Origin of the sequence: Flavobacterium sp. (assembly GCF_039595935.1) — a bacterium.
GTDB lineage: Bacteria > Bacteroidota > Bacteroidia > Flavobacteriales > Flavobacteriaceae > Flavobacterium.
Genome location: NZ_JBCNKR010000004.1, coordinates 279,793 through 305,184, shown reverse-complemented (window position 1 = coordinate 305,184; position 25,392 = coordinate 279,793). Strand labels below are relative to the sequence as shown.

The following is a 25,392-nucleotide window of genomic DNA, read 5'->3' as shown; positions in this document are numbered from 1 at the left end:
AAAAAAAGAATCCTGCTTTTTTTTACTAAAAAAAATGAAAATATTGAGATAAAAAGCCAAAACAGTATTATTATGTAGAATAAATAAAAATAATTTGGTTTAATTTAACACAACACATACATTTGCGTTATTAAAACTAATTCTAAATAACATGAAAGTAAAAATACTATTACCGTTTTTAAGCTGCTGTTTTATGCTGCTTACGGCTGCAGCTTCATTTGCACAAACAACAGGTACTATAAAAGGAACTATTACTTTGTCTAATGATGAAGCAGCAGATAATATTTCTGTAACGCTGAAAGGAACAAAAGTTGGAACTCTTACAGATGCTCAGGGAAATTATGAGATTAAAAACATTAAACCGGGTAATTATACATTAAGAACATCGGTAGTAGGATTTTCACCTAAAGAAAAATATATTACAGTTACTGCCGGACAGGATCTGGTAGAAAATTTTACATTAATTACTACCTCTGAAGCGCTTACAGAAGTATTTGTTAAAGGAAACGCTAATAAGTATACTAAGGCAGAAAGCCAGTATGTATCTAGAATGTCAATTAAAAACCTTGAAAATTCTCAGGTATATAATGTGGTAACTAAAGAATTAATTAAAGACCAGCTAGTTACAAATCAGGATGAAGCGTTGAAAAACGTTCCGGGTTTATATCAACTTTGGGCAGCTACAAACCGTGCGGGTGATGGAGCTTCCTGGTATTCTCTACGTGGATTTACAACTCAAAGTTTGGTAAGAAATGGTCTTGCAGGAAAAGTAAACAGTAATACTGATGCTGTAAACCTTGAAAGAATTGAGGTTATAAAAGGGCCATCCGCTACACTTTTTGGTAATGTGGTTTCTTCATACGGAGGATTAATCAACCGTGTGACTAAAAAACCTTATGAAACTTTTGGTGGAGAAATTTCATATCAAAACGGAAGTTATGGTTTTAACCGTTTAACTGCTGACGTTAATACGGCAGTTAACGATGACAATACAGCTTTATTTAGACTAAATGCTGCTTTTGGTAACGCAAATACTTTTCAGGATTTCGGTTCTTCAAAAAGCTTTTTCTTAGCACCGTCTTTCTCTTATAAAGTAAACGATAAACTTACTATTTCTATTGATGCCGAAATTGGAAATCAGGACAACTCTGGTATGCCTTTAATTTATCTTCCTTACGGAGTTTCAATTGCCCAGTTAGGAGTTAATAATGCTAAGGATCTTGATATCAACTTCAAAAGATCATTTTTAGGAGATGAATTCATTATGAATACTAAAACATTAAATGTTTTTGCACAGGCTTTATACCAAATGTCTGAACAATGGACTTCTCAAACTGTATTTAGCAGTGGTTCTAATAAAGCTACGGGTTTACAAACATGGTTTTACCTTTTACCAAACCAACAATTATCAAGAAATGCATGGGATGCAAACGGTAGAGATAATGCTATCGAATTCCAGCAGAACTTCAATGGTGATTTCAACATAGGATCTATGAGAAACCGTTTATTAATTGGTGGTGATATCTATTATGGTACAAATAACTTAGTATTCAAAAACATGCTAAATTATGCTGCCTATGATGTAGTAAATTACACTGGAACGGCTGCAAATTATTATGATTTTAATCCAACCAATGTAAAGGATGCACTTGCCGGAAATGGTAATAATCCATACACTAGTACAAGTTCTGTATCAACTTACAGCGCTTATGTTTCTGATGCACTTAATGTTACAGAAAGATTAATTCTTTCAGCAGGGGTACGTTTTGATCATTTTGAAAATCAAGGATCATTTGATCCTGCTTCAAATGCTCAGGCTGGTAAATTTTCTCAAAATGCATTTTCTCCAAAATTTGGTGCAGTTTTTCAAATCTTAAAAGATCAGTTATCTGTATTTGGTAACTACCAAAACAGTTTTAAAAACGTAGGATATGCAAGTGCAAATGTTGGAGGTAACCTTGAATTGAAACAATTTGATCCAGAAAGAGCAAATCAGTATGAATTTGGTATTAAAGCGAATGCTTTCCAAAACAAATTGAGTGCTACAGTGAGTTACTATAACATCAAAGTAAAAGATATCGTAACTGCTGATCCAAATTTCCCAAATGCAAGCATACAAAATGGTACTCAATTTAGCAGAGGTTTTGAATTAGAAGTTACAGCAAACCCAATCCCGGGATTAAATTTATTAGTAGGTTATGCTAAAAATGATTCTGATTTAAACGGATCACGACCTGTAACTGCAGGACCTGAAAATTTAATTAACTATTGGTTCAGCTATAACCTTCAAACAACAAAATTGAAAGGTTTAGGTTTAGGTTTTGGAGGTAATTACGGAGATGCTACTTATATTTACAATGCAGGACCGGGAGAAACTTTCGAATTACCATCTTATTCTGTGGTAAATGCGGCTTTATACTACGATCAGCCGAAATACAGAATTTCATTAAAAGCAAATAACTTAACAAACGAATTGTATTTCAACGGTTATACAACAATAAACGTTCAGGCTCCACGTACTTTTATGGGAAGTGTTGCATATAAATTCTAAGTTAGTTTAGATACTTCTTTAAAAGGCCCTAACATTCCGTTCGGGCCTTTTTTGTTTTGATAAAGTTCATCAATAAAAGCTCTTTATTCATCAATATTAACAAATCATTAAATGACCAAATCGTAAAAAATATCAATAAAGGTTTATCATACTTTTGTAAGGGTCTTCTTTAAACATTTAAAATTGCATTATGAGTTCTAATTTAATATTAAGATTACGTGCAGGAGATGATTCTTGTTTTAAGGAAATTTATGATTTGTATCATTTTAAAGTTTTTTGCTTTGTAAAAAAATATACAGCTCAGCTTGCTGACTCAGAAGATGTAACGCAGAATGTATTTATTCATCTTTGGAAATACAGAGCTAAACTTGATCCTAATGTGAGCTTAGAAGCCATTTTGTTTAAAAGCTCGAAACAGGAAATATCAAAATGGTATAAAAAGCAAAACCGAATTTTTTCTGTAGAAGATGAAAAGCTGATCAAAGAACTCGACACCGCATCTGAGCAAGAAGAAGATATTAGTTTACAGTTAGAACGAATTGAATATCTGCTGAACAAAATTCCCGAAAAAAGAAGAAAAATATTCAGTCTGCATAAATTCGAAGACCGCAGCTACAAAGAAATTGCCGACGAAATGAATATGTCTCCAAGTGCTGTTGCTAATCAAATTTCTAAGACGTTGCAATTTTTAAAGAAAAATTCGGTAAAGAACCATGAACTTTATTGGTTTGCTTTATTTTTTATAAGCCAGACGGAATTTATTTTTTAAAATTCGAACCTTAATTATTTTATGCTTTTTGACTGGATTAAAATCCAGCCCTACAATATGGGGCGAGCCTTTGGCTCTTTTTTTGTATTTGTTTAGCCTTTGGCTTTTTTTTGTTTCATTTTAATGCTGCCAAATCTTCTCTCAGATTAAGAAAACGTTAATAGTGGCAGTACCCCGTGATATTTAAAACATTGAAAATCTAATGTAGTTGAATCGGGGAGATTCGCGCACAAATTTTCGATTCTAAATAAATCTAAATGGGAAATAAAAAATTAAAAGAAGAATGGAATGCAATACCAAACAGAGGTATTCTTCCTTATGAAACTGAAGCCAGAATGTGGAATACTATTCGTAGAGCAACTATTCATAAATATAAAAACGTTTACAATTGGACAGCTGTGGCCTGTGCCGTGATTATTATTTCAATTGGCAGTTATTATTCTTTTAATCAATACAATTTATCTCAGCCTAAAATTACTTCAACCATAACATATAAAAATGACATTCGATTGATATCACTTCCGGATGGTACAAGAGTATGGTTAAATCAAAATACAGAAATCGATTATCCGGCCAGATTTTCAAAAAATGAAAGAAACGTAACCTTAAAAGGCGAGGCTTTTTTTGAAGTGAAAAGAGATCCATCGCGTCCGTTTATTATTACGTCGGGCGCCGTAAAAACAACTGTTTTAGGAACTTCTTTTAATGTGAGAGCTTATAATGACAATGATGCACAGGTAAGCGTAAGAACCGGAAAAGTAAAAGTAGAAACCACACAAAATACGGTTTTTCTTGAAAGAGGTTTCAGAGCGGTTTATGCTGATAAAACTTCAACAGTAAACAAAGAGAAAACATCTGATTTTGAGCCAGAATGGAAAAATGTTCTGCTGTATGTTGATGGTTTAACTTTAGAAGAAGTGATAACGATATTAAAGCGTGATCATAAGTTTTCTGTTCAATATTTGAATGAAGATTTAAAGAATCTTAAAATTCAGGGAACTTTAGATACCAGACAAGGTTTTTATGAAACTCTGCAGACTATTGCTTTTGCGCTAGAAATTAATATCAGTCCGGCAGGAAACAGCACTTATATAATCAGCAGATAGTTTTCAAACTTCGTTTTTTTGATTAGCAGAAATTATTTTGAAATGATAAAATAATTAACCCAAAATATCTCATTAAAATTTAATCTATATAACTAACAATTTCAATTATGAACAATGATTTTTCCAGGCCGTATTTTGCTGCCATCTGGATTTTGCTTTTGGGATTTTTTCTCGGAACAAACACAATTTATTCGCAAACCGGAACCGTATCGGTTGATTTTAAAAACTCTTCGCCTCAAAAAATCATTGATAATTTAAAATCGCAGACACCATATCAATTTGTATATCAAAAAGATCTGGATTTGAGTTTTCCTCTTGTTACTTTAAAAAAAGAAAATGTAACCATTGATGAAGTCTTAAATGATCTGCAAAGTCTGACCAATTTAGATTTTAGAAGAACGGATAATAATATCGCAGTCAAGAGAAATGAAACTGCGAAAAAAAAAAGGAAAGGGAAGATAACCGGAAAGGTGGTTGACAATAACGGACTTTCGCTCCCAGGCGCTAATATAAAAGTAGTTCAAACAGGTTTTGGCACACAATCAGATATTGATGGAAACTATGTTTTAGAATTAGAAGCCGGAGAATATACAATTGAAATCAGCGTCATTTCTTTTCAGACTCAAAAAATTACCAATGTAAAAGTGGCTGAAGGTGAAGATACACCGCTGGTAGTTTCTTTGCAGGAAGATGCACAATCGCTTAACGAAGTAATCATTGTACAAAACTATAAACAAGCCACAGCTTCGGTAGAAGGAATGCTGTTGCAGCAAAAAAAAGCGGCTCAGTTTTCTGATGGTATTTCGGCAGAACAAATTGCCAGAACACCAGACAGAGATGTAGCGGCTTCACTAAAACGCATTACCGGAGTTACTACTGTAAACGATAAATATGTGGTGGTGCGTTCGATGGGAGAAAGATGGAATCAGGCTGTTATGGACGGAATCGCCCTGCCAAGTACAGACGCTTATCAGCAAAATTTTTCTTTTGATATTATTCCAACGGCAATGGTAGAAAGCATTGTAGTAAGCAAATCTGCCACTCCGGATATGTACGCCAATTTTGCCGGAGGATATGTAGAAATAAAAACAAAAGACATTCCGAAAGAAAACTTTACTAATTTTTCTATCAGTAATTCATACAACAGTAAAAGTACTTTTAAGTACAGACTTACCAGACAGGAAGGAGATTATGATTATTGGGGATTTGATGATGGCAGACGTGACTATCCAACAAATCATACCACAATTGACCCACCTAAAACAGAAGCTGAATCAGGGCCGTTTATCGCATATTCTAAATTATTTACTCAGGACAATTTCAGTACTTATAAAACGTATGGTGCGCCGGGAACTACGCTTCAGTTTGGCATAGGTCGTACCTATAAATTAAAAGACAATAATAAATGGGGGTTTGTAGGTTCTTTTATTTTTAAAAACACACAGGAAACGTTAGAAATTGAGCACACAGAAAGAGGAAGTTACCAAAAGAATACTGAGTTTACTCCGGAAGACGATAAAACGGCCTATTCAACTTTTACCAAATATGGATTTAGAAATTCAGGAAATAACTTCAATTACAATTCTACTTTAGGCGGAATGTTTAATGCTGCGATTCAGCTTGACAATCATAAAATTTCGGTGCGTAATACGGTTATGCATATTTATAATAATCAGCTAACGCAAATTACGGGCTGGGCTGATGGAGCCGTTTCAATTTCAGAAATTTTAAACGGAAACAGTCTTCCTTTTACTTCAGAATCTAATTATCCGGTTTACACCACTTTTATTCAAAACAAAGTTGAAGGAAATCACAAGTTTGATAAACTCGAAGTAAACTGGTACGGCGCTTACGGAAACGTTACTAAAGATACAAAAGACGCCACTTTTGTAAACATTGGAAGAGCAAAAGTAGGCGATGATATAGTAACTGCATATAGTGTAAATAACAATGGAAACCGATTTCCGTTTAGCAGAAGTTATTTTACAAATGATGAAGTAGACTATAACTGGGCTGTAAACTTTAAGTATACTTTTAATTTTAATGATTCTTTTACAAATGATATTAAAGCAGGTTATTTTGGTACTTATAAAAAAGCAACCAATCAGCAGGAATCGGCAAAATTAATTACTGTTGGACAAACTACAGAACTGGCTACCATTTATGAACCGCTTCCGGAATTCTTAGACGGATCAAATTATTATTACGGAGGTTTTGGCTGGCAGAAATACGGTATTTATGGAAATAAATATGTAGGAGATGTAAAAGTACATTCGCCATATTTAATGCTTGATGATAAAATAGGACAGTACATACGTTTGGTTTGGGGAGCAAGAGCAGAAAGTTATGTTTATACACAAATAGAAAGTCAGTCTGAAACTCCGGATGGTTTTTCTGAAGAACAGGGAGATGATAAAAAATGGCAGTTTCTGCCTTCAGCAAGTTTAATTATCAGCCCAACCAATAAAACGAACATAAGACTCGGGTACAATAAATCGGTTTTGCGTCCGCAATTTGCAGAACGTCTGGGAATTCCGTATTACGATCCGCTTCGTGCCGCAAAGATTTACAATTATACAAGCGGATTGGTTTCGAGTGTTTCCAATAATTATGATGTAAAATTTGAATGGTTTCCTTCCGGAGGTGAAATTTTATCTTTTGGCGTATATCATAAAGATATCGACAATCCAATTGAATCTGTTGGTTTTCTTAATCCATCAGGCGTAAGGGATATTTACAATGTCAATTCGAATAAAGCCAAACTTTGGGGAGTTGAATTAGAATTTTATAAAAGCCTGTCATTTTTGGGTGAAGGTGATCTTTTAAAACATTTGTTTGCTTACGGAAATGCCTCTGTAAACGATACAAAAGTTACTTCTTATGTTAATCTTGACGGAACCGGCGGACTTTATGAAGCTAACAGACCGCTTTATGGCCAGTCTCCTTATACTTATAATTTGGGCTTAGATTATATAGGCGAACGCTTTGGATTCAGCCTTAGACATAATGCAATTGGTGATCAATATATTTTGGTAGGTTTTGATTATTCTGCAGAAGAAATACGTATGCCTTATGCACAGACCGATGCACAGTTAAGTTATAAATTCTTTGAAAAGAAAGATTTACAGGTAAAATTCAGCATTAAAAATATGTTCGATGCCGGAATACTAACTTATAATAATACAAATAGTTACAGTAAGATAGAAGATGTTCCGGTAGGTTCTAACCCAAGATCAAGATACAGTCTGGGAGCAAATGCCACAAATAAATATGATCCGGATATCGATCAGGTTGTATTCAAATCATTTGCCGGAAGAACGATTAGTTTTTCTATGACGTATGACTTTTAATATTAGCTATAGTTAATACTAACTTCATAAACATAAGTATTTTCCTGCTGAATATTAAGAAAAAGTTAACAATAAAAAAGACCCATGATATTTTGTCTTTTTGAAATCTAATACTAATAAGCAAAGCGCGAAAGGCTGGAAACCATATGCTTTTGTTTACTAGTTGTAAAACGTTCTTAGAAAATTTGAATAAATAAAAGAATAAAAACTGCAGATATACGGAATCTTCAATATGAGCCAAAAAAAGACAAAAAAATTAAAGAAGGCATCAGGTTCATCATATCCAAAGAAATTTATCTTTTGAATATTGAAATTTAAAAAGAAACGAACCCTTTCATTAAAATGCCAGTTAATGAAAGATCGAAAATCAGGCACCCCCGAACGGTAAAACGGATAGTTTGAAAAAACAAATTTACCAAAAACGAGAAAGACCTAAGGAAAGATTTTTTGCTGCTCTCTCCAAAGGCCTAGTTTATTAGCGGCAAATATAGCAATAATTAAATTATTATGAAAAAATTTTTTATGTTCGCAATTGTAGCTCTGCTTGTGAGTTCTTGCCAAAATGATGATTCTTCTGCTGATTCTTCTTTTTCTATTAAAGCTGCCGGGGCTGACTACAGCGGATATCCTGCAACAGTACAAACTGTAAGTGGAGATATTACTGCTAACACAACCTGGACAAACGACAAAGTTTGGGAAATTAACGGAGTTGTACGTGTAAAATCCGGAGCTACATTAACAATTCAGGCTGGAACTTATATTAAAGCAAAACCACTTGCTGCTGGTGTTGCTACAGGAGTTTTGGTTATTACTAAAACTGGTAAAATCAATGCACAAGGAACTGTAAACTCGCCAATTATCTTTACAAGTTATAACTTGTTAGACGGAAATGCTTCTACAAAAGCAACTCCTGGAGATTTTGGTGGTCTTGTAATTTTAGGTGACGATCAGGTAAACAACGGATCTACTACAAACATTATCGAAGGATTAGGAGATCAGCCAAACGTTTCTGATTTTTACTATGGAGGTTCTAACGCTTCTCACAATGCAGGAACAATTTCTTATGTTCGTGTTGAATTTGCTGGTAGAATCTTAGATGCTGCAACTGGTGTTGAAATCAATGGTGTAACTTTTGGTGGAGTTGGTTCTCTTACAACTGTTAACCACGTTCAGGTTTCTTACGGAAGAGACGATTCATTCGAATTTTTCGGAGGTAGAGTAAACGCTACACATTTAGTTTCTTTTGCTCCGGATGATGATAACTTCGATTTCGATTTAGGTTACACAGGAACAATCACAAAAGCTATCGCACTTGCTGATATCAATTCTACTCATAGTACAAGCGGTACAGCACCAAACTTAAGCCCTGATTCTAACGGTATCGAGTTAGATAACAATGCTGGAGGTACTTCTACAACTATTATTACTCGTCCTGTTATTTCTCAATTATCTATCATTGGTGTAAGCTCTGCAACTAATGCTAATTCATACGAAAACGGAATCCACGTTCGTAGATTAGGACAAATCAGTTTAACTGACGCTACAGTTACTGGATACAACAGAGGAATCAACTGGGAGTCTCCATCTTTACCATCTGCATCTTCTTGGTCAGGTTTATCAATCCACGGATATGTAAACCCAGTATTGCCAACAGGTACATCTTTAGGTCTTGGAAACACTACATCAACTGTTGCTCCAGGAACAAAATGGTCATTAACTCAGCCATTCTTTAATGATGGAGCATTAGACTTTACAGGTGCTACAGGTGCATTTAAAACAGAAGCACTTTGGACAGCTACCTGGACTAAGTTTACTAGTTTCTAATTACAAGAGGTTAAGCAATATTTAATTCAGCATGGGCAGTATTCCTGTCCATGCTTTTATAAATTAAACATGAAAAAAACAATACTATTATTTTTATTATTAATTATTACTACTGCATCATCAGCACAGTTTACTATTTGGGAAGATGATTTTGAAGATGGCGACGTTTCAGACTGGGTTTTATTAGACAAAGACGGAAACAATAGTAACTGGAAAGCCGGAAAAAATATTCAGCTTGATGAAAACGGAGCAATTGTTGGCGGAAATGTAAACATTTTAGGAACTTACAATATCGACTTCACTACAGGCGCACCACTTGAAAATATAGAACAAAACTGGGCAGTAACAGCACCAATCGATTTATCTTATTATGATGGAAAAATCGAATTGAATATTACGGCTCAAACCTCAATTTATGACGGAACCCGAAACCTTTTAGTTTACGGATCTACTTCACCAGACCCTGAATCGGCAACACTTTTAGGAACTTTAAATTTAGTAAGACAAACTATGCTCGATGCAGAATTTAAAGATTATACAGTAGATATTGCCTCACTTGTAGGCAATCAAACGGTATACATTTCATTGGTAAACGAAAATACCGGCTTCGTAGGATATGAAGTTGACAAAATATGGATCACTGCCGAAGCACTTTTAGGCGTTGATGATTTCGAAAAAAGCAATTCAATTCAGTTGAAACAAAATCCAGTTGCCGAAAATTTAGAATTGCAAATAAACGAACAGCTTATAAACGAAGATTTTTCAATGAAAATTTATAATTCGGCAGGATTATTAGTGAAAACCAATGCCGTTTTAGAAAAAAATATTTCAGTAAATGCACTTCCGCAGGGAATCTATTTTCTGGTCGTATCGGATGGTACTGTTTTAAAAAAAATAAAATTTCTAAAAAAATAAATAATTATTTCCAGCAAAACTTCAAAATAATTAGCAAGACAAAACCATAAACATGAAAACTAAGATTTCAAAAATACTTTTATTTTCAATTGTACTTATTCTCTTTCAGGCCTGTGTAAATGAAGATATGGTACCTTATTACGAAAAACAACAACCGGGAAAAGTAGTTATACGAGGATACAATGCCCAAAAAGATTCCATTCAGATTGCTGTAGACGGGAAGATTTTAAAAGATGGAAAAATCGACGCCTATATAAAGAAAATTTCAAAAGATCATGAATTTGTATTTTATGGAGATAAAACAAAAGTGGTCGAAATAACGAATAAAATTAGCAAAAAGCTTATCTCTTCTTATACACTCACAACCGAAAAACCTATTGACACCATTTCTTTTTATACAAAAGAAGAATTGCTGATCGAAAATGTTTTAGCCACAAAACCCGGCAAAATAACAAAAACAGGTAATGCAGGTTTCAAATTTATATTTCCAACACTAAATAAATATTCTGCAAGTGGTTATACCGGAAAACTAGACGGAATAATGCGTAAAGTAAATGGCGAAGTTGTGGGAACGGTTAAAAATATTGGAAAAGATACTTACAGTGATTTTATAGAATTTCCGGCAAGTCTTCCGCCAATTATTAGAATGGAACTGGTAAAACACAATACAACTGAATCATACATAAACGGAAAACAAGTAATTACCATTATGCTGATGACTGCCAATAAATCAAGATTAGTGGTTTTAGACGAAAGAAAAGATGAAAACGGAAAGTTTTTAAACGTTGATGCAAGTTTGAATCTGGTTGATTATTTTGATTTTTAATTCTAAAAAAGATTTTCTGTTACCACATATCTATAAAAGAATTCCATGAAAAACCATTTACAAATCAGGCTGATTTTACTCTTGCTTTTTGCTCAGTTTTTTATTTCCTGCGAAAACAATGATGAACCGATGGTGTCTGATGAAAATTCGAATGAATATGTAAATGACTGGATGTATCAGCAAATGAAAAGGTATTATTTATGGAACGATGTTATAAAAAATGAAGGCAGTTTAGCATTAAACCCCAAAGATTATTTTAAAACATTATTGAAATCTGAAGATATTTACTCTTATGCGCTTCATCCTGAATTATCAGAAACGGCTCCCAAAAGTCTGAGAAGTAAATTTGGATTTGATATGTCTTTTGTTGAATTTGAAGGAAAATATTATGGCGTAATATTATATGTTTTAGAAGATTCACCAGCAAAAAATAATGGTTTACAAAGAGGACAATTTATCACACATATTGACGGGAAGGAATTGAAATTAGATAATTATAATGCGCTGTACAGCAGTTTAGTTTCTCAAAATCAAATTAATATTACAACCGTAACCTATTCAGTTCAGGAAGGGTTTTCAAATTCTAAAGAAGTTTCAATATTACAGGGTTTTACATTTTCGCAGCCCATTCATTATAAAATTATCGAAGAGAAAAATACAAAAATTGGCTATGTAGAAATTCCGCATTTTGATGTTGGACAAGCGCAGACATATCAGCAGATTTTTCAGGAATTAAAAAATAAAGCCATAACAGAACTGGTTTTAGATTTAAGATATAATGGAGGAGGAGATATCTCATCGGCAGCGGCACTCAGTATAATTTTGGCATCTAACATAAAATCGAGTGATTTATTTGTAAAATTTGAAGGAAATGCAAATGGCGGAAAAGTCGATCAGTCCTTTTTAGAAGCATTAAAAAGCAATGAATCAACAGTAACATTTGAAGCGCTTCGTAATGTGCATCCTTCAATTAATAAAGTTTATATTTTATGCGGCAATCGTACTGCATCAGCATCAGAATTAATTATTAATAATCTTAAACCGTATCTGGAAGTAATTACGATTGGAGAAAAAACATTTGGCAAAGACGTTGCAGGATTTCCAATAGAGGATGACCGAATCGCTTCAAAAAGAGGCTGGATATTATATCCGGCAATTTACAAGTTGTTTAATTCTAGGCACGAAGGCAATTATTCAAAAGGAATCGAACCGGTTATTTATAAAGTAGAATTTAATGGACCTGAAATTTTTCTGTTAGGAAATCCTTCAGAAGTTTTATTAGAAAAAGCCCTAAATCAGATAACCGGAAATACAAATAAGAAAATTGTAAAATCTCTGCAAACTTTACCAGTTTCAGTACTACACGGAGACGTCGATCCACTATTGCAGTTTAAACCCTAATAAAATTTTGATTGTTATTTATGAGAGGAATTGATAACATAGAACACCGTAAATTAATTCAAATATTTGAAAAATATAAATACGAATCTGTTGCCGTAAAAACAGCATCAGAAGATGATTTGAAGATTTATGAAAACATGGAAGAGCTGGATGTGCTTTATACCTGTTTTAAAACTTTACTGCTGGAACTTCAAAGATGTGTTAAGGATTATGAAGTCAAAAAAAGATCAACTCAAAGTATCATTCATAAAAAATTAAGAAGAATAAAAAACGATGGCGATAAAAAGTAAACCTTCTTACATTTGAGAATTTACATAAGGAATAATAATAGAATTTATTTGTCGGGCTTTTATATTGCGAAGCGGTCTTTTAAGTTTATTATTTCTGGGTTTTAATTTTTTAATCTGCTGAAGACAATCGCTGATTACTGCTTTTATTTCTGCGTAAGAATTATTGTGAAGCAAACTGATATTTTGTTTTAATCTTTCGATATGATTTCCGGCAGTAATCAAATCCGTTTCGAGTTTTTTTAATAAACGGTTTTCAATGTTTTTGTTCTTTTTATAATAATGAATACAATTATGAAGATCCTCGATTTGTCCGGTAAAATCATAAATAGCTTTTTTAGAAACCGCGCGGCTGTAGTAATAAGAAAATTCCAAAGGATTCAGTTCTATAACTTTATCAAAATCTTCGATGGCTTTGTAATGATAATCTAATTTTTGAAAACAACTGGCTCTTAATTCATAAACAGTCGAATCAAATTCAGAATTAACAGCATTATCCAGATGCACAATAGCTTCCTGAAACCTGCTGGTTAAGTAAAGTTCTTTTCCTTTTTCTAAATTAACTAAGCTTTCTGTAAGAGGCTTTTTAGAAAATTTACTCGTAAATCCCGTAATTAAAGTCGTAAACCATTTCATAAATTTAAAATTTAGGAGGTCAGATTATTAACTGTATGTATTTCGAGTTGGGGATGTTAAAGTTAAATTAAAATTTTGAAATACAGCTATTTAAAACAAAATTTCTCGTCATTGAATAAATCAAATAAGCTCCGGAGGAGTGACATATTTTTTTAGAATCTTACTATATGCCGCTCCTCTGGAGTTTTACGTTGTAAAATTTATGCTTTCTATAAATATTTGGCTTCTCTGAAGCATACAAAAAGAGCAGCCCTTTTGAGACTGTCTCTTATAAAATATTCAGTAGATTTTATTTATAAAAAATCAACCTTTCCGGTTTGCATATTATAATAGGCACCTACAATTTTAATTTGACCTTTATCTTCCATTTCTTTTAAAATCGGGCTTTTCTCTCTAATCGTTTTTATCGTATTAATCACATTATTTTTTGAAACATAGGCCACAAATTCTTTATTGCTTGAAGTTTTGTCTCCGGAAAAGTCCTGTGAATTTAGTACAGCAGGTCTTATATTGGCAAGCATTGCAGGAAGATTACCTATTGTTACATTATTATTGATAGCAGATGTTATGGCACCGCACGATTCGTGTCCTAACACAAGAATCACTTTTGCTCCCATAACTTTACAGCCAAATTCCATACTGCCTAATAAGTCAGTATTGGCAAAATTACCCGCAACACGACCTACAAAAAGATCGCCGATACCATTATTAAAAACATCTTCAACAGGTATTCTGCTGTCCAGGCAAGAAAGAATTACGGCTTTTGGAAACTGTCCCTGAACCGCATTTCTCACCATTGCCGAATGATCTCTGGCTGTAACATTATTAGCAACAAAATGCTTATTGCCATCTTTAAGACGTTTAAGAACTATATCTGGTGTTAAAGAAGCCTGCTCTTCGGCAGTTATAATTCGTTCTCTCAATGGAGGAGGAGCATCAGGACAGTCTTTTTTATTGCCTGAATCATTACAAGAAAATAGCGTTAATACTGCGCTGGCACAGATTGTTAGAATTTTTGTTTTCATTTTTTTTTGGATTAAATATTAAATAATGAATTAATGAACACGGATTTTTGGGAGTGATTTGCGTGTACGATTCTTAAATAAATAACCATCTGATTTTCAATCAGGTTATATTAGGCAGAGAGTCTCAAAAAATCTGATTTAAAATTATAAACTCATTAAAAATAATAAGAAAAAACGTTACAAAACGGCTTTTTTTTGTTATGAAAGATATGTATTCGTGCAGGGAATTTTTAATTTACATCTAAACTTATGGTAAATTAAAAAACAGCAATCTTACCAGTTTGGGTTTCTCCGGAACCAGAAACTATTTTATATAAGTAAATGCCTGATGCTGTATTTTTTAGATCAATTGTATTGGTTTTAGATAATAGAGGAGAAGTGATTGTATTTTGTCCGCCAATAGTATATAAAAAGAAAGTAGCGTTGCCTTCATTTTTGGCTTCAATACTTAATTCCTGATTTCTTTTTAATAAAGTAGGATGCACCAAAAACAATGTATCACCCAAATAGGTAGCATTAAATATAGAAGAACTAATTACGTTATTGTTTTCTAAAATTAGGTTTATCTTATAACTATTACTGCCTTTTTCGGGAGCCGTATCTAAAAATGAGAATGTTTTAGAGCCGATATCATTTATAGTGCTAATAACGGTTTCTTCGTTATTATGTATTTTTAATAACTCAATTTTTTTAATGTTGTACAAACTGAAAAGACTCGAGCTGACTTTTATTTTGTCTTCTTCATAAACCTCAGCCAAAGCCAATTCAAAATAACAATTAGAGTTTTGGGCATATTGTAAAGTCGATTCACTTTTTATACCTTCATTAGTATCAAACACAGGAACAACCGTGTAAATTTTTCCATCGGTATAAGTATAATGGGGATTTGTGGTTTGTTCTTTAAATTCTAAATGATCTGTTGTCATTTGATAAATATTAAAAGAATCAACATCAGCAGGTTTGTCCCAATTAATTTCTGTAGTGCCATCGCAAACTAAGCTGCTCGTAATGTTTAAATCATACGAAATCGTAAAACTATCCGAGATATAATCAACATTCCCAATCGACATTTTTAATCTAGCTTTTGAAAATTTTTTCTCAGGAGGCGTATAACTAAATTGCTCATTATTAAGATTGATATTATTTGCGATAATTTCCCAGGTTTGTCCATTATCGTAACTAATAGATAATTTTCCGGAAGTACCTGAAAACGAAGAATTCCATTTAAAAGGTGAAATCGTTTTGCCATCATAAGGAAAATTATCATTGTTTACAGGATAGTTCCATTCAAACTGATTTTCTAATTCGTATTCATAAGCGATGCCATATTCCTGAGAAGACTCTGAAATGTATGAACCCGTAACCTTAATAGTATAAGAACCAGATATTGGGTTTTCAACCGTAATTTGTTCAATATTATTAATGTGGTCTTTTCCTCTTACGGCTAAATCTTGTGGAATATCAGGATTAAGAATCCACGGTAAAAAAGCAGTGTTGTTTGCAGAAACAAGTTCCAGATCTAAATCGTTTATCAAACTTATATTGCTGTTAATTGCGGCAGGCAAATCATTCCACACTAATGTGATTTTTAGATTTTTTGCATTTGACGGAATTGTAATAGTATGTGAATTTGTTTGACCCGATACCACATTTCCGGATATAATTCTGTTATCGCTGATCGTTTTTAAACTTTTATCCGCATTGATATTGCCATAACCGTAAGTAAAATCCGGACCTGTGCTGCCCAAATCTTTTGCGCTATTAATTAAAACGGCCTTTGTCAGGGCATTCGTCAAAGAAGCATTGTGTATTGTTTTATAATGCTGTTTAAGAAGCGTAATAATTCCTGTAGCCAAAGCTGTAGAATTTGAAGTTCCTTGTGTGCTAAAAGCTACTAACTCCGGTTTTATCCGGCCATCATAAGCCGGACCTTTTGACGAAAACGGCATAATTACTTCATTCTGATCAATACATCCCAGAACAATACTATTTTTAGATTGCTTGAAATTTCCGGTAATAGATTTATATCCCTGAAAGCCAATATTTCCAGAAGAAAAACAATGAGTCAAATTTGTATTTAAAAATAATTGCGAATCATAAGCATTGGCGAGCGAGCCATAAAAATTCTCAATTTCAGTACCATAAGAATGATTTTGAGTAACAGCACCTTGTAAATCGGCAGTATCATCAGGATAAATATTAGAAAAGTCAGACGAGAGTATTTTAGCTTTTTGAGCAACTCCCTTCCCTAATGCAGAACTGTTTCCTAATCCCGAAACGATAGTTGCCATTGCGGTTGCATGACTTGATATTGTAGAAGATTGTAATGACGACGCAATGAGTTTATTCGATAAATCAATATCGTTTACATCAAAAAGATCATCTTTAATAGATACGATTTCATTTTCGCCTGTTAGTTGAGGGAAGTCAATATTGGCTTTGTTTATATTGTTAATGCTAAAATTTTGATCGATTATTTTTGATTCGCTTTTTGGCTGCAGTGATTCTCGGGAAATTGCAGTCACAGTATTTAAAGCAATAATCTCATTACTAATTTTTTCAGAATCAGTTTTTATGACCAGAAGGTTGTCATTTAAAATTTTGATTTCAGAAATGTTTATGGACTGTAAATCAGTAAGAAACTTTTTTATACTATCAGTAACTATTATATATTGTTTTGGAGTAGTATGACTGGAAAAATCAGCAGGTAATTTCCATAAATTGTTTACAGGAAAAGTTTTTTGAAGCTGTTTACCGGATTTTGAGTTTCTATTTTCAACAATACAAAAATGGCTATCCAGCTTTTTTACAATGGTAAATTTATTTTGCCGGGCATTTTCTAAAGATGTAAAATAATATTTCTCAAATTTTATATTGTTCTCTTTTTTTAGGTAGTGTTTCCATTTTTCTGAATCCTGAGAGAAACAGACAGCTGTTACCATAAAAAGTAGAAAAGTAATTCGCTTCTTCATTTATTTTTAGATCTTAAGGGGGCAGTTATAATCGTATTATCAATGGTGCAAACAAGGCAAGGCAAGATGTATTACTTTCTAATTCATATACAAGAATGATGAAATGGATTTTTAATGATTTCTTTTTGAAATATTTATCTGATGAGATGAAATCAAAGTTAAGAATTTATTAGTAATAATTTTATGATTTTTTTACAGTAACTATTTTGCGTCAATTCTCCCTTTTTTAAAAATCAGATTGAATCTTAAATTTTACGAAAATGTCATCATTTTTTTCTTTTAGGCACTTTTTTCGAAATAAAATATTAGAATACAATTTGTTAGCTGCAAAAAAATAATTTTTTCGTTGATCACTTATCCTGCTTGGGATGAAGAAGAAAAATAAGATAATTAATACTAAAAAAATCACAGTAATAATTTTAAATAAAAGTGTTAAAAATGTTAAAATTGTTATTTATAAGTATTTTAATATTAAAAAATTACTAATTTAGGTTAAAATATTATTAATATTTTGTAAAGACCCCTATTTATCAACTTAATTTAAAACCCCCTAAAAAAGCTTATTTATGAAAAAACTAAAATCAATTTTGGTCTTCTCATTTGCAGCGCTTGTACTAGTGTCATGTAATAAAGAAGATGAAACTGTAGATCAATCAAGTAATGGATCTCTAAAAGTAACACAAGACGTGTTAGATAAAATCAGCTCACTTTCATTAAATAATAAAGATGTACAAGTGATCAAAAATACCAGGTTGGATGGTACCACTGAGGATGCCTACTTGATTGAAGGATGCATCGTCATGACAAAAGATCAATTAAGCAAAATGGATCTTCATGGAGGTATTACAACCGAACAATACCGTACAACAAATTTAGTATCAGCGCCAAGAACTATAAAAGTTGTTGGATTATCAGGAACTGGTACTACAGCCTTGACTACCAATATGCGTGCAGGATTGCAGGCAGCAATTAATAGATATAACAATTTAGGATTATCTATCAACTTTACATTAACATTTAGTTCTAGTACTTCTGGCGCAAATATTGTGGTAAGAAGACAAACCGGATCTGCCGGTGGTGTAGCCGGATTCCCTTCTGGTGGTGCACCTTATAATTCAGTTACTTTATATTCTGGATTAGATTCTTATTCAACAGGAGTAAATGCTCACGTTGCAGCACACGAAATCGGACACTGTATTGGTTTACGTCATACAGACTGGTTCAGCCGTCAAAGCTGTGGACAAAACTCAAATGAAGGAACAGCTGGCGTTGGAGCGGTTCATATTCCGGGAACACCTACAGGATATGATTCTACGTCTTACATGAGAGCTTGCTTTAGCTCAAGTGAGACAGGAGCTTTTAACTCAAACGACGTTACTGCTCTTAACTATTTATACTAGAAACTATTAACTTATTTTAAAAGTTGATTTAGGGCATCTTTGCAAAATATAAAGAGGCTGTTTCATAATCTATGAAACAGCCTCTCTTTTTTTAATTACTTTTCTAATAAAAAGTTAGTCTGGCAAAAAACACATAAATGTTTTCAATAAACTCATTTATTGAGCATCCCAAGACGCGCTAGGATAGTAGATAGAGCTTGTAACAGGAGCTGTCCAGTAACTTTGGCTTCCTCCACGGAATGTGTGTAAACTTACTGCATTTACATTACGCTTTGCATCGTTAGTTACCCAGCGAATTTTTTGATTTAAGATTTCAGTACCGTTTACATAATATTTCACATATCCGTCAGTATTAGATCCTGTGTTTAGCTTAACAGATATCTGGCAGTTGTAAGTAACATTTTCCTGAATATAATATTTTTTTCCGAAATCATTTCCATATTGTCCAGGCTGATCTCTGTAGTAAACGTAAGGCTGTAAATAAGCCCCGCTTCCTTTAGCAGTGTTTGATCCATTTGGACAGTACCACATAAATCTTGCACTACCGCCATTTCCGTCCCATCCTGGGTCACCTCCTGTGTTTTGGTCACCAATTAAGATACCGTACCCACATTTACCGCCACGGCTCCAATAAAATCCAGAATTAAATCTCATTTGAAACCAAACTGTGTAAACGCCCGTAGACCAAACACCATACGATGTACATAAACCTCCAGGGCATGATAATGTATTGGTTTGCAAAGTAATAGTTCTCGCTCCGGCACTTCCCAATGCAGCAACAGCACCATCTGCAGCAGCGGCAGCGGCCTCTTTGTTAGCATTTTGCTGAGCAGCTCCTTTGCTCACGCTTTGCGTTTCACTGATTTCTTGTTCCTTTTCGCAGGAACTAAACACTAATACTGCAATAAATAACAAACTTGTTAATTTTAATAATTTTCTCATTTTGTAAAAAATTAAAGGTTAGTAAATAATTAAGGGATTGGTAATAATTAATAGTTAGTGTGTTTTTACCTGACACATTTACAATAGGTTATGTGGCAAGTAAATAACATTACAAAGGTGATTAATAAGAATTTACCTAAGGTGGAATAAAGTACGTTTTTGGGTACAAAAAAATCTGTACTATGTATTTTTTATAATTTTTTCAGGCTAAAAAAATCATATTATTAAAAAAACAGCAAAAAAATATATGTAATTCAAAAGAATAGAATTGTGCACAAACACTAGTATTTCCTGTTCCACCTGAAAGTTTTGGTTTTAATCTTTTATAACTTTTATATAATTTTACAGTATATGTATGAAATATTCCAAAAATATCTAGACGATAAGGTAACACTGACACAATCAGAGTCTGATTATATTCAATCTTTTGCCATTATTAAAAAACTGCGCAAAAGACAATATCTGCTTCAGGAAGGCGATATCTGGAAATACGATGCCTTTATAACCAAAGGCTGTCTGCGAACTTATACTGTTGATGAAAAAGGAGGCGAACATGTAAATAGTTTCAGTATAGAGAACTGGTGGACAGGCGACAGAGAAAGTTTATTATTACAGCAGCCGTCACGTTTTAATATTGATGCGATTGAAGACAGTGAACTTGTATTGTTTACGCATGAAAACTTTGAAATGCTTTGCAACGAGATTCCGGCTTTTAATAATATGGTAAATGTCATTCTGCAAAAAAGTTTTATCGCAGCTCAAAACCGAATTCAGGCTTCGCTGAGTTTTACGGCAGAAGAAAAGTATCTGAACTTTATCACTAAATATCCGGGATTTGCGTCACGAATTCCGCAAACTATGATTGCCTCATATTTGGGCATGACACCCGAAACATTAAGCCGTATACGAAAACAAACCGCAAAAAAATAATTAAGGAGCTTTTAAGGCTCCTTTTTTTATGCCTTTTCAAAACACTTGATCTATATCAAGTTTTTACTTATTTCTAATCAATGTACAGGATTTGCACTTGACGCAACTTTGTAATGTTCAAAAAGAACAAATTTTATAACATTTAAAAATTAGAAATCATGTCAAAAACAATTTTCATTACAGGTACAAGTTCAGGATTCGGAAAACTTACAGCTATAACATTGGCAAATGCCGGTCATTCAGTAATTGCAGGAATGCGTAATACAAAAGACAAAAATGCAGAAGCAGCTAATGAGCTTTCGGCACTTTCAAACATTGAAGTAGTAGATATTGATATTACAGATGATGCATCTGTAAATAAAGCTTTTGAAAAAGTACTTATCAAATACGGAAAAATAGATGTCCTTATTAATAATGCAGCAGTAAGCGGTTTTGGTTTGCTTGAAGGTTATTCAATCGATCAGGTGCGTAAAATGATGGATGTAAATGCTTACAGTGTTCTTCGTACTTATCAGGCGGTTCTTCCTTCTATGAGAAAAGAAAAAAACGGACTTATTATCAACATTACAACCGGAGCAAGCGGGCACACGCTTCCTTTTATGATTCCGTATATCGCTTCAAAATTAGTAGTAGAAAGTTTTACAGAAGGTCTGCAGGATGAACTTTCCGAATACGGAATTGAAAATGTGAGCATCCAGCCGGGAGTATATCCTACTGAAATGAACAACGGTTCAAAAGCAGGTATCAATGCAGATAAACAAGAGATTGTAGACGAATACGGAAGTGGTGCAACAAATAAATTCAATGCGTTAGGCGCTGCATTATTTGGTAAAATGGCTCAATTCGATATGAATCCGCAGACAATTGCCGATGGAATTTTAGAATTGGTAAATATGAAAAAAGGAGAGAGACCGCTTCGTTTTCCGCTTGATGCTATTGCGCAGGGAACCGATAAAGAATTTATAGAAGCACGTGCCTCTATTAAAGCTAAATGGTTAGCAGCTTATAGTAATTAATTTAAAATCAATTGTATAAATTTAAAAATATATCATGAAAACATATTCTAAATCAAATCAAAAAATACAAACTTCAGCAATAGCTTTATTGAATTTGTTTTTTTTCTTTTCAGCTTCAGAGAAAACAGGCGCTCAAAATAATGCAGGAATACTAGGAATCGATCACGTTGGGATTAATGTCCCTGATTTAAATCAGGCAGTTGCATTTTTTGATACGGTATTAGGTTTTACACCCGTAACACAAATTGGTCCAATACCGCTTGATGCGGGCTGGAAAGAAGCAAATCATATAAATCAGCAAACGGGAGCAGTAACCATAAAAATGATAAATGCCGGAACAGGTGCAAGCATCGAAGTATTTAGTTATGCTGATAACAAAGGAAGTAAAGTTCATCCCAATTCTGATGATATTGGGGCTTCGCATGTTGCTTTTTATACCTCGGATATTAATGAATCAGTAAAATATCTAAAAAGTAAAGGGGTAAAAATATTAGGTGAACCGTTTTTAACACCATCAGGTGATACTGCTGGTGAATCATGGGTGTATTTTGAAACACCATGGGGATCTAAAATGGAACTGGTTTCGTACCCAAACGGAAAAGCATACGAAAAAGCCAATCCAAAAACAGTGTTATGGTCGCCAAAAAATGCTTCTGTTAAAAGAACTTCAGCTGATGATTTTGACGAAAAAAAGAATACCCAGATAATCGAAAATCATCTTAAAATCTGGAATGAAAAAGATCCGGTTAAAAGATCTTCTTTATTAAAAGAATTTTATGCGAATGATATTGAAATGGTTGATCACAATTTTATTGCTGCAGGGCAGGAGGAGATCAGCAAGTTTATTGTAGAGCTTCATAAAAAAAATCCTGATTTCAGTTTTAGTGCAAAATCAATAGAAACCAATCATAATATAGTGCGTTTGTACTGGCAGTTTGGTTCAAAAGCAAAACCCGCTGTAGTTTCGGGTATGGATTTATTCGTAATAGAAAATGGAAAAATACAGAAGTTATATGTATTTCTTGACGACAAAAAATAAATTTTAAAGACCATAATTCCTTTTTTAAATAGGTGCTAAACAAAATACTCTGATGTAAATCACATTTAGATTACATCAGAGTATTTGTTATTAAAGTTATCATTAAAATAATGTATCTTAACTTTATATTTAACTGATTCTTAACGATTCTATTTTTTCATTTTGAAATTTAAAATCATAAGTAAGTATCAAAGGGCTTCCGGGAAAATTTCCGGAAATTTCTGCTTTTAAAATCCCTTTTTCAGCATCTCCTTCAAAATCTACAGGTTTCATGGAAGCACTATATTCTTTCATTGCTTTTTCTATCCAGTTTTTTATGTCTGCTTTACCTGTATGGGTTTTGCCTTCGTCAAATGCAATTGCCGTTTCAGAAAAACAGTCTGCAAAAGCTGTACTGTCAAAATCGTTATTAGCGTTTACTAAATCTTTTATTACTTGTGGAAAGTTCATAATTTGTCTTTTTTATAGTTCATACTTTTTTAAACTGTCGGAATTGTACCGCCATCAATTATATATTCTGTTCCGGTTAAATAACTGGCTCTGGACGAAACAAGAAAACCAACAAGTTCAGCAACTTCTTCCGGTAAAGCAGCTCTTCCAAAAGGAATTCCGCCTAAAGCATCTATTACGCTTTTTTCAGCTTCTTTTACAGAAATTTTATTGCTTTCAGAAATTCGTTCCATCATTCTTTTAGAAGCTTCCGTCATAATCCATCCCGGAGAAACGGTTAACACGCGAACACCTTTTGAAGATACTTCTTTAGCCAAACCTTTGCTGTAATTAATCAATCCCGCTTTTGCAGCTGCATAGGGCAGCGTAGAATCGTATAAAGGCAATTTTCCCTGAATAGATGCAATATGAATAATTACACCGCTTTTGTTTTCAAGCATTTGCGGAAGAAAAGCTTTGTCTAATCGAACAGGTGCAAGTAAATTAGTCTGAATAGTTTCTTCCCAATCTGTATTTGATAATGCAGCGAAACCACCTCCGGGAGTTTCAGAGCCTCCAAGATTGTTTACGAGAATATCTATTTTGCCAAATTTTTCAAATATTTCATGAGCCGTTTTGGCAGCACCTTCGGGTTTACTTAAGTCTGCCGAAATAAAATAAAAATCTTCGTTTGGTATTTCAGGGGAGTTTCTGGCGCTGATAATTACTTTTGCGCCAGCATTTTTTAAACGTTCCGCAATGGCTTTTCCGGCTCCTTTTGTTCCGCCGGTTACTAAGGCAATTTTGCCTGATAATTCGTTCTGATAATCTAACATTTGTTCCATTTTTATTTGTTTTGTACAAATTTCAGAAGTATGCAACTTTCTCACAAGTACGGAATTACGATTCAGATAGGGATAAATTTTTCCCCTATTGTACAAATCGTAACATAGGCTTATTTTTGTTATATGTATGAAAGAAAAATAATCCCGAACCTAAACTGCGGACTTGACCTGATAGGTGAAGTGCTGTATGGAAAATGGAAAATACGTTTGCTTTGGTTTATTAATGAAGGTCATAAAAGGCCAAGCGAATTACAGCGTAAAATACCGGATGCTTCACGAAGAGTTTTGAATATCCAACTGAAAGAATTGGAAGATCACGAACTTGTTGTGAGGAAAATATATCCTGTTGTACCGCCAAAGGTTGAATACAGTCTTACAGAATTTGGAGAAAGTTTGATTCCTGTAATTGGTACTTTAGGACGCTGGGGAGATGAAAACCAGGATCGGTTACGAAATTTAATTATTAAAAAGTTTTCCGGAACAACTGATTCAGAAAATATATAAAGAGATATTTGATAATAGAAAAACGCGTCATTAAAAAAGTATTAGTGACGCGCTTTTTTTGAAGAAATATTTGAAATTATAAAGAAGGAGCCAGAGGAAAATCTACAGGAATTTTAGTATTTACAAAAACATAATTGGTAAAACTTCTTAAAGCAATTAAGGCATTAAGCTCAATTAAAGCTTTTTCGTCGTAACCCGCTTCAAAAAAACGTTCCAAATCATATTGATTCGCTTCTCCTTTGTTTGAAGCAATAGATTTTGCCAGTAAAATAACGGCATTAAGTTTTGCGTCATTGTATTGCGCTTTACGAATCGCAATAGTATCTTCTTCGCTGTAACCTCTCATTTTTGCCATCATCGTATGCGCTGCAAGACAGTAATCACAATTGTTTATTTGCGAAGTAATTAAGTTTATGGCTTCTCTTTCTTTTGCTGTGAAAGAAGAATCAGTTGCAAGCGTTGCTTCTGTATCTAATAATGCTTTTAAAGCTGATGATGAATAACCGATGGTCGCATACAGATTTGGAATTTTTCCCATTTTTGACTGTACAGCTTCTAAAATAGATTGTGAAACTGGATTTAATTGTTCTTTAACTGGTACTTGTATTGTTTTCATGATATGTAT

The 25,392-nt window shown here is 33.4% G+C and carries 21 protein-coding genes; 14 read left to right on the top strand and 7 right to left on the bottom strand.

The annotated features are described in order from the left end of the window. Window positions 1-151: 151 nt before the first annotated feature. The 9 genes from ABDW27_RS01705 to ABDW27_RS01665 all read left to right on the top strand — a co-directional run bounded on the left by ABDW27_RS01705 (window position 152) and on the right by ABDW27_RS01665 (window position 13,032). Complete coding sequence (locus ABDW27_RS01705; RefSeq protein WP_343694325.1) at window positions 152-2,551, top strand: TonB-dependent receptor; 2,400 nt, start codon at window positions 152-154, stop codon at window positions 2,549-2,551. Window positions 2,552-2,741: 190 nt separating this feature from the next. Further along, window positions 2,742-3,320, top strand: a complete 579-nt coding sequence (locus ABDW27_RS01700; RefSeq protein ID WP_343694324.1) for a sigma-70 family RNA polymerase sigma factor — start codon at window positions 2,742-2,744, stop codon at window positions 3,318-3,320. A gap of 257 nt (window positions 3,321-3,577) precedes the next feature. After that, window positions 3,578-4,426 carry a FecR domain-containing protein gene (locus ABDW27_RS01695; RefSeq protein WP_343694323.1) on the top strand — a complete coding sequence of 283 codons (849 nt, stop codon included), beginning with the start codon at window positions 3,578-3,580 and terminating at the stop codon, window positions 4,424-4,426. 107 nt (window positions 4,427-4,533) lie between these two features. After that, window positions 4,534-7,776: a TonB-dependent receptor gene (locus ABDW27_RS01690; protein WP_343694322.1), complete on the top strand. Its 3,243-nt coding sequence runs from the start codon at window positions 4,534-4,536 to the stop codon at window positions 7,774-7,776. A gap of 507 nt (window positions 7,777-8,283) precedes the next feature. Beyond that, window positions 8,284-9,600: a hypothetical protein gene (locus ABDW27_RS01685; protein WP_343694321.1), complete on the top strand. Its 1,317-nt coding sequence runs from the start codon at window positions 8,284-8,286 to the stop codon at window positions 9,598-9,600. A 69-nt stretch (window positions 9,601-9,669) separates the two neighbouring features. Further along, entirely contained in the window at window positions 9,670-10,515 is an 846-nt protein-coding gene (locus ABDW27_RS01680) for a T9SS type A sorting domain-containing protein (protein WP_343694320.1), read from the top strand. 52 nt (window positions 10,516-10,567) lie between these two features. Then, window positions 10,568-11,341 carry a hypothetical protein gene (locus ABDW27_RS01675; RefSeq protein WP_343694319.1) on the top strand — a complete coding sequence of 258 codons (774 nt, stop codon included), beginning with the start codon at window positions 10,568-10,570 and terminating at the stop codon, window positions 11,339-11,341. A 45-nt stretch (window positions 11,342-11,386) separates the two neighbouring features. Then, a complete protein-coding gene (locus tag ABDW27_RS01670) occupies window positions 11,387-12,742 on the top strand; it encodes a S41 family peptidase (protein ID WP_343694318.1) in 1,356 nt (451 codons plus the stop codon). 20 nt (window positions 12,743-12,762) lie between these two features. After that, window positions 12,763-13,032 (top strand): hypothetical protein, encoded by a 270-nt coding sequence (locus ABDW27_RS01665; RefSeq protein WP_343694317.1) that lies wholly within the window; start codon window positions 12,763-12,765, stop codon window positions 13,030-13,032. A 6-nt stretch (window positions 13,033-13,038) separates the two neighbouring features. On the opposite strand, the gene ABDW27_RS01660 is transcribed toward ABDW27_RS01665, so the two are convergent. From ABDW27_RS01660 to ABDW27_RS01650, 3 genes are all read right to left on the bottom strand, one after another. Then, window positions 13,039-13,665: a hypothetical protein gene (locus ABDW27_RS01660; protein WP_343694316.1), complete on the bottom strand. Its 627-nt coding sequence runs from the start codon at window positions 13,663-13,665 to the stop codon at window positions 13,039-13,041. 293 nt (window positions 13,666-13,958) lie between these two features. Further along, entirely contained in the window at window positions 13,959-14,690 is a 732-nt protein-coding gene (locus ABDW27_RS01655; RefSeq protein WP_343694315.1) for a carbonic anhydrase family protein, read from the bottom strand. Between the two features lie 257 nt (window positions 14,691-14,947). After that, a complete protein-coding gene (locus ABDW27_RS01650) occupies window positions 14,948-17,662 on the bottom strand; it encodes a S8 family serine peptidase (protein WP_343694314.1) in 2,715 nt (904 codons plus the stop codon). A 566-nt stretch (window positions 17,663-18,228) separates the two neighbouring features. On the opposite strand from ABDW27_RS01650, the gene ABDW27_RS01645 reads away from it, so the two are divergent. Continuing rightward, a complete protein-coding gene (locus ABDW27_RS01645) occupies window positions 18,229-19,062 on the top strand; it encodes a M57 family metalloprotease (protein WP_343694313.1) in 834 nt (277 codons plus the stop codon). A 156-nt stretch (window positions 19,063-19,218) separates the two neighbouring features. Here the strand turns inward: ABDW27_RS01645 and ABDW27_RS01640 are convergent, their stop codons facing one another. Continuing rightward, entirely contained in the window at window positions 19,219-20,004 is a 786-nt protein-coding gene (locus ABDW27_RS01640) for a polysaccharide lyase (RefSeq protein ID WP_343694312.1), read from the bottom strand. Window positions 20,005-20,355: 351 nt separating this feature from the next. On the opposite strand from ABDW27_RS01640, the gene ABDW27_RS01635 reads away from it, so the two are divergent. From ABDW27_RS01635 to ABDW27_RS01625, 3 genes are all read left to right on the top strand, one after another. Further along, window positions 20,356-20,934 (top strand): Crp/Fnr family transcriptional regulator, encoded by a 579-nt coding sequence (locus ABDW27_RS01635; RefSeq protein ID WP_343694311.1) that lies wholly within the window; start codon window positions 20,356-20,358, stop codon window positions 20,932-20,934. 158 nt (window positions 20,935-21,092) lie between these two features. Next, on the top strand, window positions 21,093-21,950 hold the full coding sequence (locus tag ABDW27_RS01630; RefSeq protein WP_343694310.1) for an SDR family oxidoreductase: 858 nt from the start codon (window positions 21,093-21,095) through the stop codon (window positions 21,948-21,950). 34 nt (window positions 21,951-21,984) lie between these two features. Continuing rightward, window positions 21,985-22,989: a VOC family protein gene (locus ABDW27_RS01625; RefSeq protein WP_343694309.1), complete on the top strand. Its 1,005-nt coding sequence runs from the start codon at window positions 21,985-21,987 to the stop codon at window positions 22,987-22,989. A 129-nt stretch (window positions 22,990-23,118) separates the two neighbouring features. Here the strand turns inward: ABDW27_RS01625 and ABDW27_RS01620 are convergent, their stop codons facing one another. After that, on the bottom strand, window positions 23,119-23,439 hold the full coding sequence (locus tag ABDW27_RS01620) for a nuclear transport factor 2 family protein (protein WP_343694308.1): 321 nt from the start codon (window positions 23,437-23,439) through the stop codon (window positions 23,119-23,121). A 29-nt stretch (window positions 23,440-23,468) separates the two neighbouring features. Further along, entirely contained in the window at window positions 23,469-24,263 is a 795-nt protein-coding gene (locus ABDW27_RS01615; RefSeq protein ID WP_343694307.1) for an SDR family oxidoreductase, read from the bottom strand. 123 nt (window positions 24,264-24,386) lie between these two features. Between ABDW27_RS01615 and ABDW27_RS01610 the strand changes: the two genes are divergently transcribed. Then, window positions 24,387-24,767 carry a winged helix-turn-helix transcriptional regulator gene (locus tag ABDW27_RS01610; protein WP_343694306.1) on the top strand — a complete coding sequence of 127 codons (381 nt, stop codon included), beginning with the start codon at window positions 24,387-24,389 and terminating at the stop codon, window positions 24,765-24,767. Window positions 24,768-24,843: 76 nt separating this feature from the next. On the opposite strand, the gene ABDW27_RS01605 is transcribed toward ABDW27_RS01610, so the two are convergent. Continuing rightward, entirely contained in the window at window positions 24,844-25,383 is a 540-nt protein-coding gene (locus ABDW27_RS01605; RefSeq protein ID WP_343694305.1) for a carboxymuconolactone decarboxylase family protein, read from the bottom strand. Window positions 25,384-25,392: the final 9 nt, after the last annotated feature.

What these genes read in the sequence shown, in the direction of transcription:
- ABDW27_RS01655 (WP_343694315.1), bottom strand. Translation starts at nt 14,690, where the DNA reads ATGAAAACAAAAATTCTAACAATCTGTGCCAGCGCAGTATTAACGCTA.
- ABDW27_RS01670 (WP_343694318.1), top strand. Translation starts at nt 11,387, where the DNA reads ATGAAAAACCATTTACAAATCAGGCTGATTTTACTCTTGCTTTTTGCT.
- ABDW27_RS01640 (WP_343694312.1), bottom strand. Translation starts at nt 20,004, where the DNA reads ATGAGAAAATTATTAAAATTAACAAGTTTGTTATTTATTGCAGTATTA.
- ABDW27_RS01695 (WP_343694323.1), top strand. Translation starts at nt 3,578, where the DNA reads ATGGGAAATAAAAAATTAAAAGAAGAATGGAATGCAATACCAAACAGA.
- ABDW27_RS01665 (WP_343694317.1), top strand. Translation starts at nt 12,763, where the DNA reads ATGAGAGGAATTGATAACATAGAACACCGTAAATTAATTCAAATATTT.
- ABDW27_RS01675 (WP_343694319.1), top strand. Translation starts at nt 10,568, where the DNA reads ATGAAAACTAAGATTTCAAAAATACTTTTATTTTCAATTGTACTTATT.
- ABDW27_RS01605 (WP_343694305.1), bottom strand. Translation starts at nt 25,383, where the DNA reads ATGAAAACAATACAAGTACCAGTTAAAGAACAATTAAATCCAGTTTCA.
- ABDW27_RS01700 (WP_343694324.1), top strand. Translation starts at nt 2,742, where the DNA reads ATGAGTTCTAATTTAATATTAAGATTACGTGCAGGAGATGATTCTTGT.
- ABDW27_RS01645 (WP_343694313.1), top strand. Translation starts at nt 18,229, where the DNA reads ATGAAAAAACTAAAATCAATTTTGGTCTTCTCATTTGCAGCGCTTGTA.
- ABDW27_RS01685 (WP_343694321.1), top strand. Translation starts at nt 8,284, where the DNA reads ATGAAAAAATTTTTTATGTTCGCAATTGTAGCTCTGCTTGTGAGTTCT.
- ABDW27_RS01630 (WP_343694310.1), top strand. Translation starts at nt 21,093, where the DNA reads ATGTCAAAAACAATTTTCATTACAGGTACAAGTTCAGGATTCGGAAAA.
- ABDW27_RS01625 (WP_343694309.1), top strand. Translation starts at nt 21,985, where the DNA reads ATGAAAACATATTCTAAATCAAATCAAAAAATACAAACTTCAGCAATA.
- ABDW27_RS01610 (WP_343694306.1), top strand. Translation starts at nt 24,387, where the DNA reads ATGTATGAAAGAAAAATAATCCCGAACCTAAACTGCGGACTTGACCTG.
- ABDW27_RS01690 (WP_343694322.1), top strand. Translation starts at nt 4,534, where the DNA reads ATGAACAATGATTTTTCCAGGCCGTATTTTGCTGCCATCTGGATTTTG.
- ABDW27_RS01705 (WP_343694325.1), top strand. Translation starts at nt 152, where the DNA reads ATGAAAGTAAAAATACTATTACCGTTTTTAAGCTGCTGTTTTATGCTG.
- ABDW27_RS01635 (WP_343694311.1), top strand. Translation starts at nt 20,356, where the DNA reads ATGTATGAAATATTCCAAAAATATCTAGACGATAAGGTAACACTGACA.
- ABDW27_RS01615 (WP_343694307.1), bottom strand. Translation starts at nt 24,263, where the DNA reads ATGGAACAAATGTTAGATTATCAGAACGAATTATCAGGCAAAATTGCC.
- ABDW27_RS01660 (WP_343694316.1), bottom strand. Translation starts at nt 13,665, where the DNA reads ATGAAATGGTTTACGACTTTAATTACGGGATTTACGAGTAAATTTTCT.
- ABDW27_RS01680 (WP_343694320.1), top strand. Translation starts at nt 9,670, where the DNA reads ATGAAAAAAACAATACTATTATTTTTATTATTAATTATTACTACTGCA.
- ABDW27_RS01650 (WP_343694314.1), bottom strand. Translation starts at nt 17,662, where the DNA reads ATGAAGAAGCGAATTACTTTTCTACTTTTTATGGTAACAGCTGTCTGT.
- ABDW27_RS01620 (WP_343694308.1), bottom strand. Translation starts at nt 23,439, where the DNA reads ATGAACTTTCCACAAGTAATAAAAGATTTAGTAAACGCTAATAACGAT.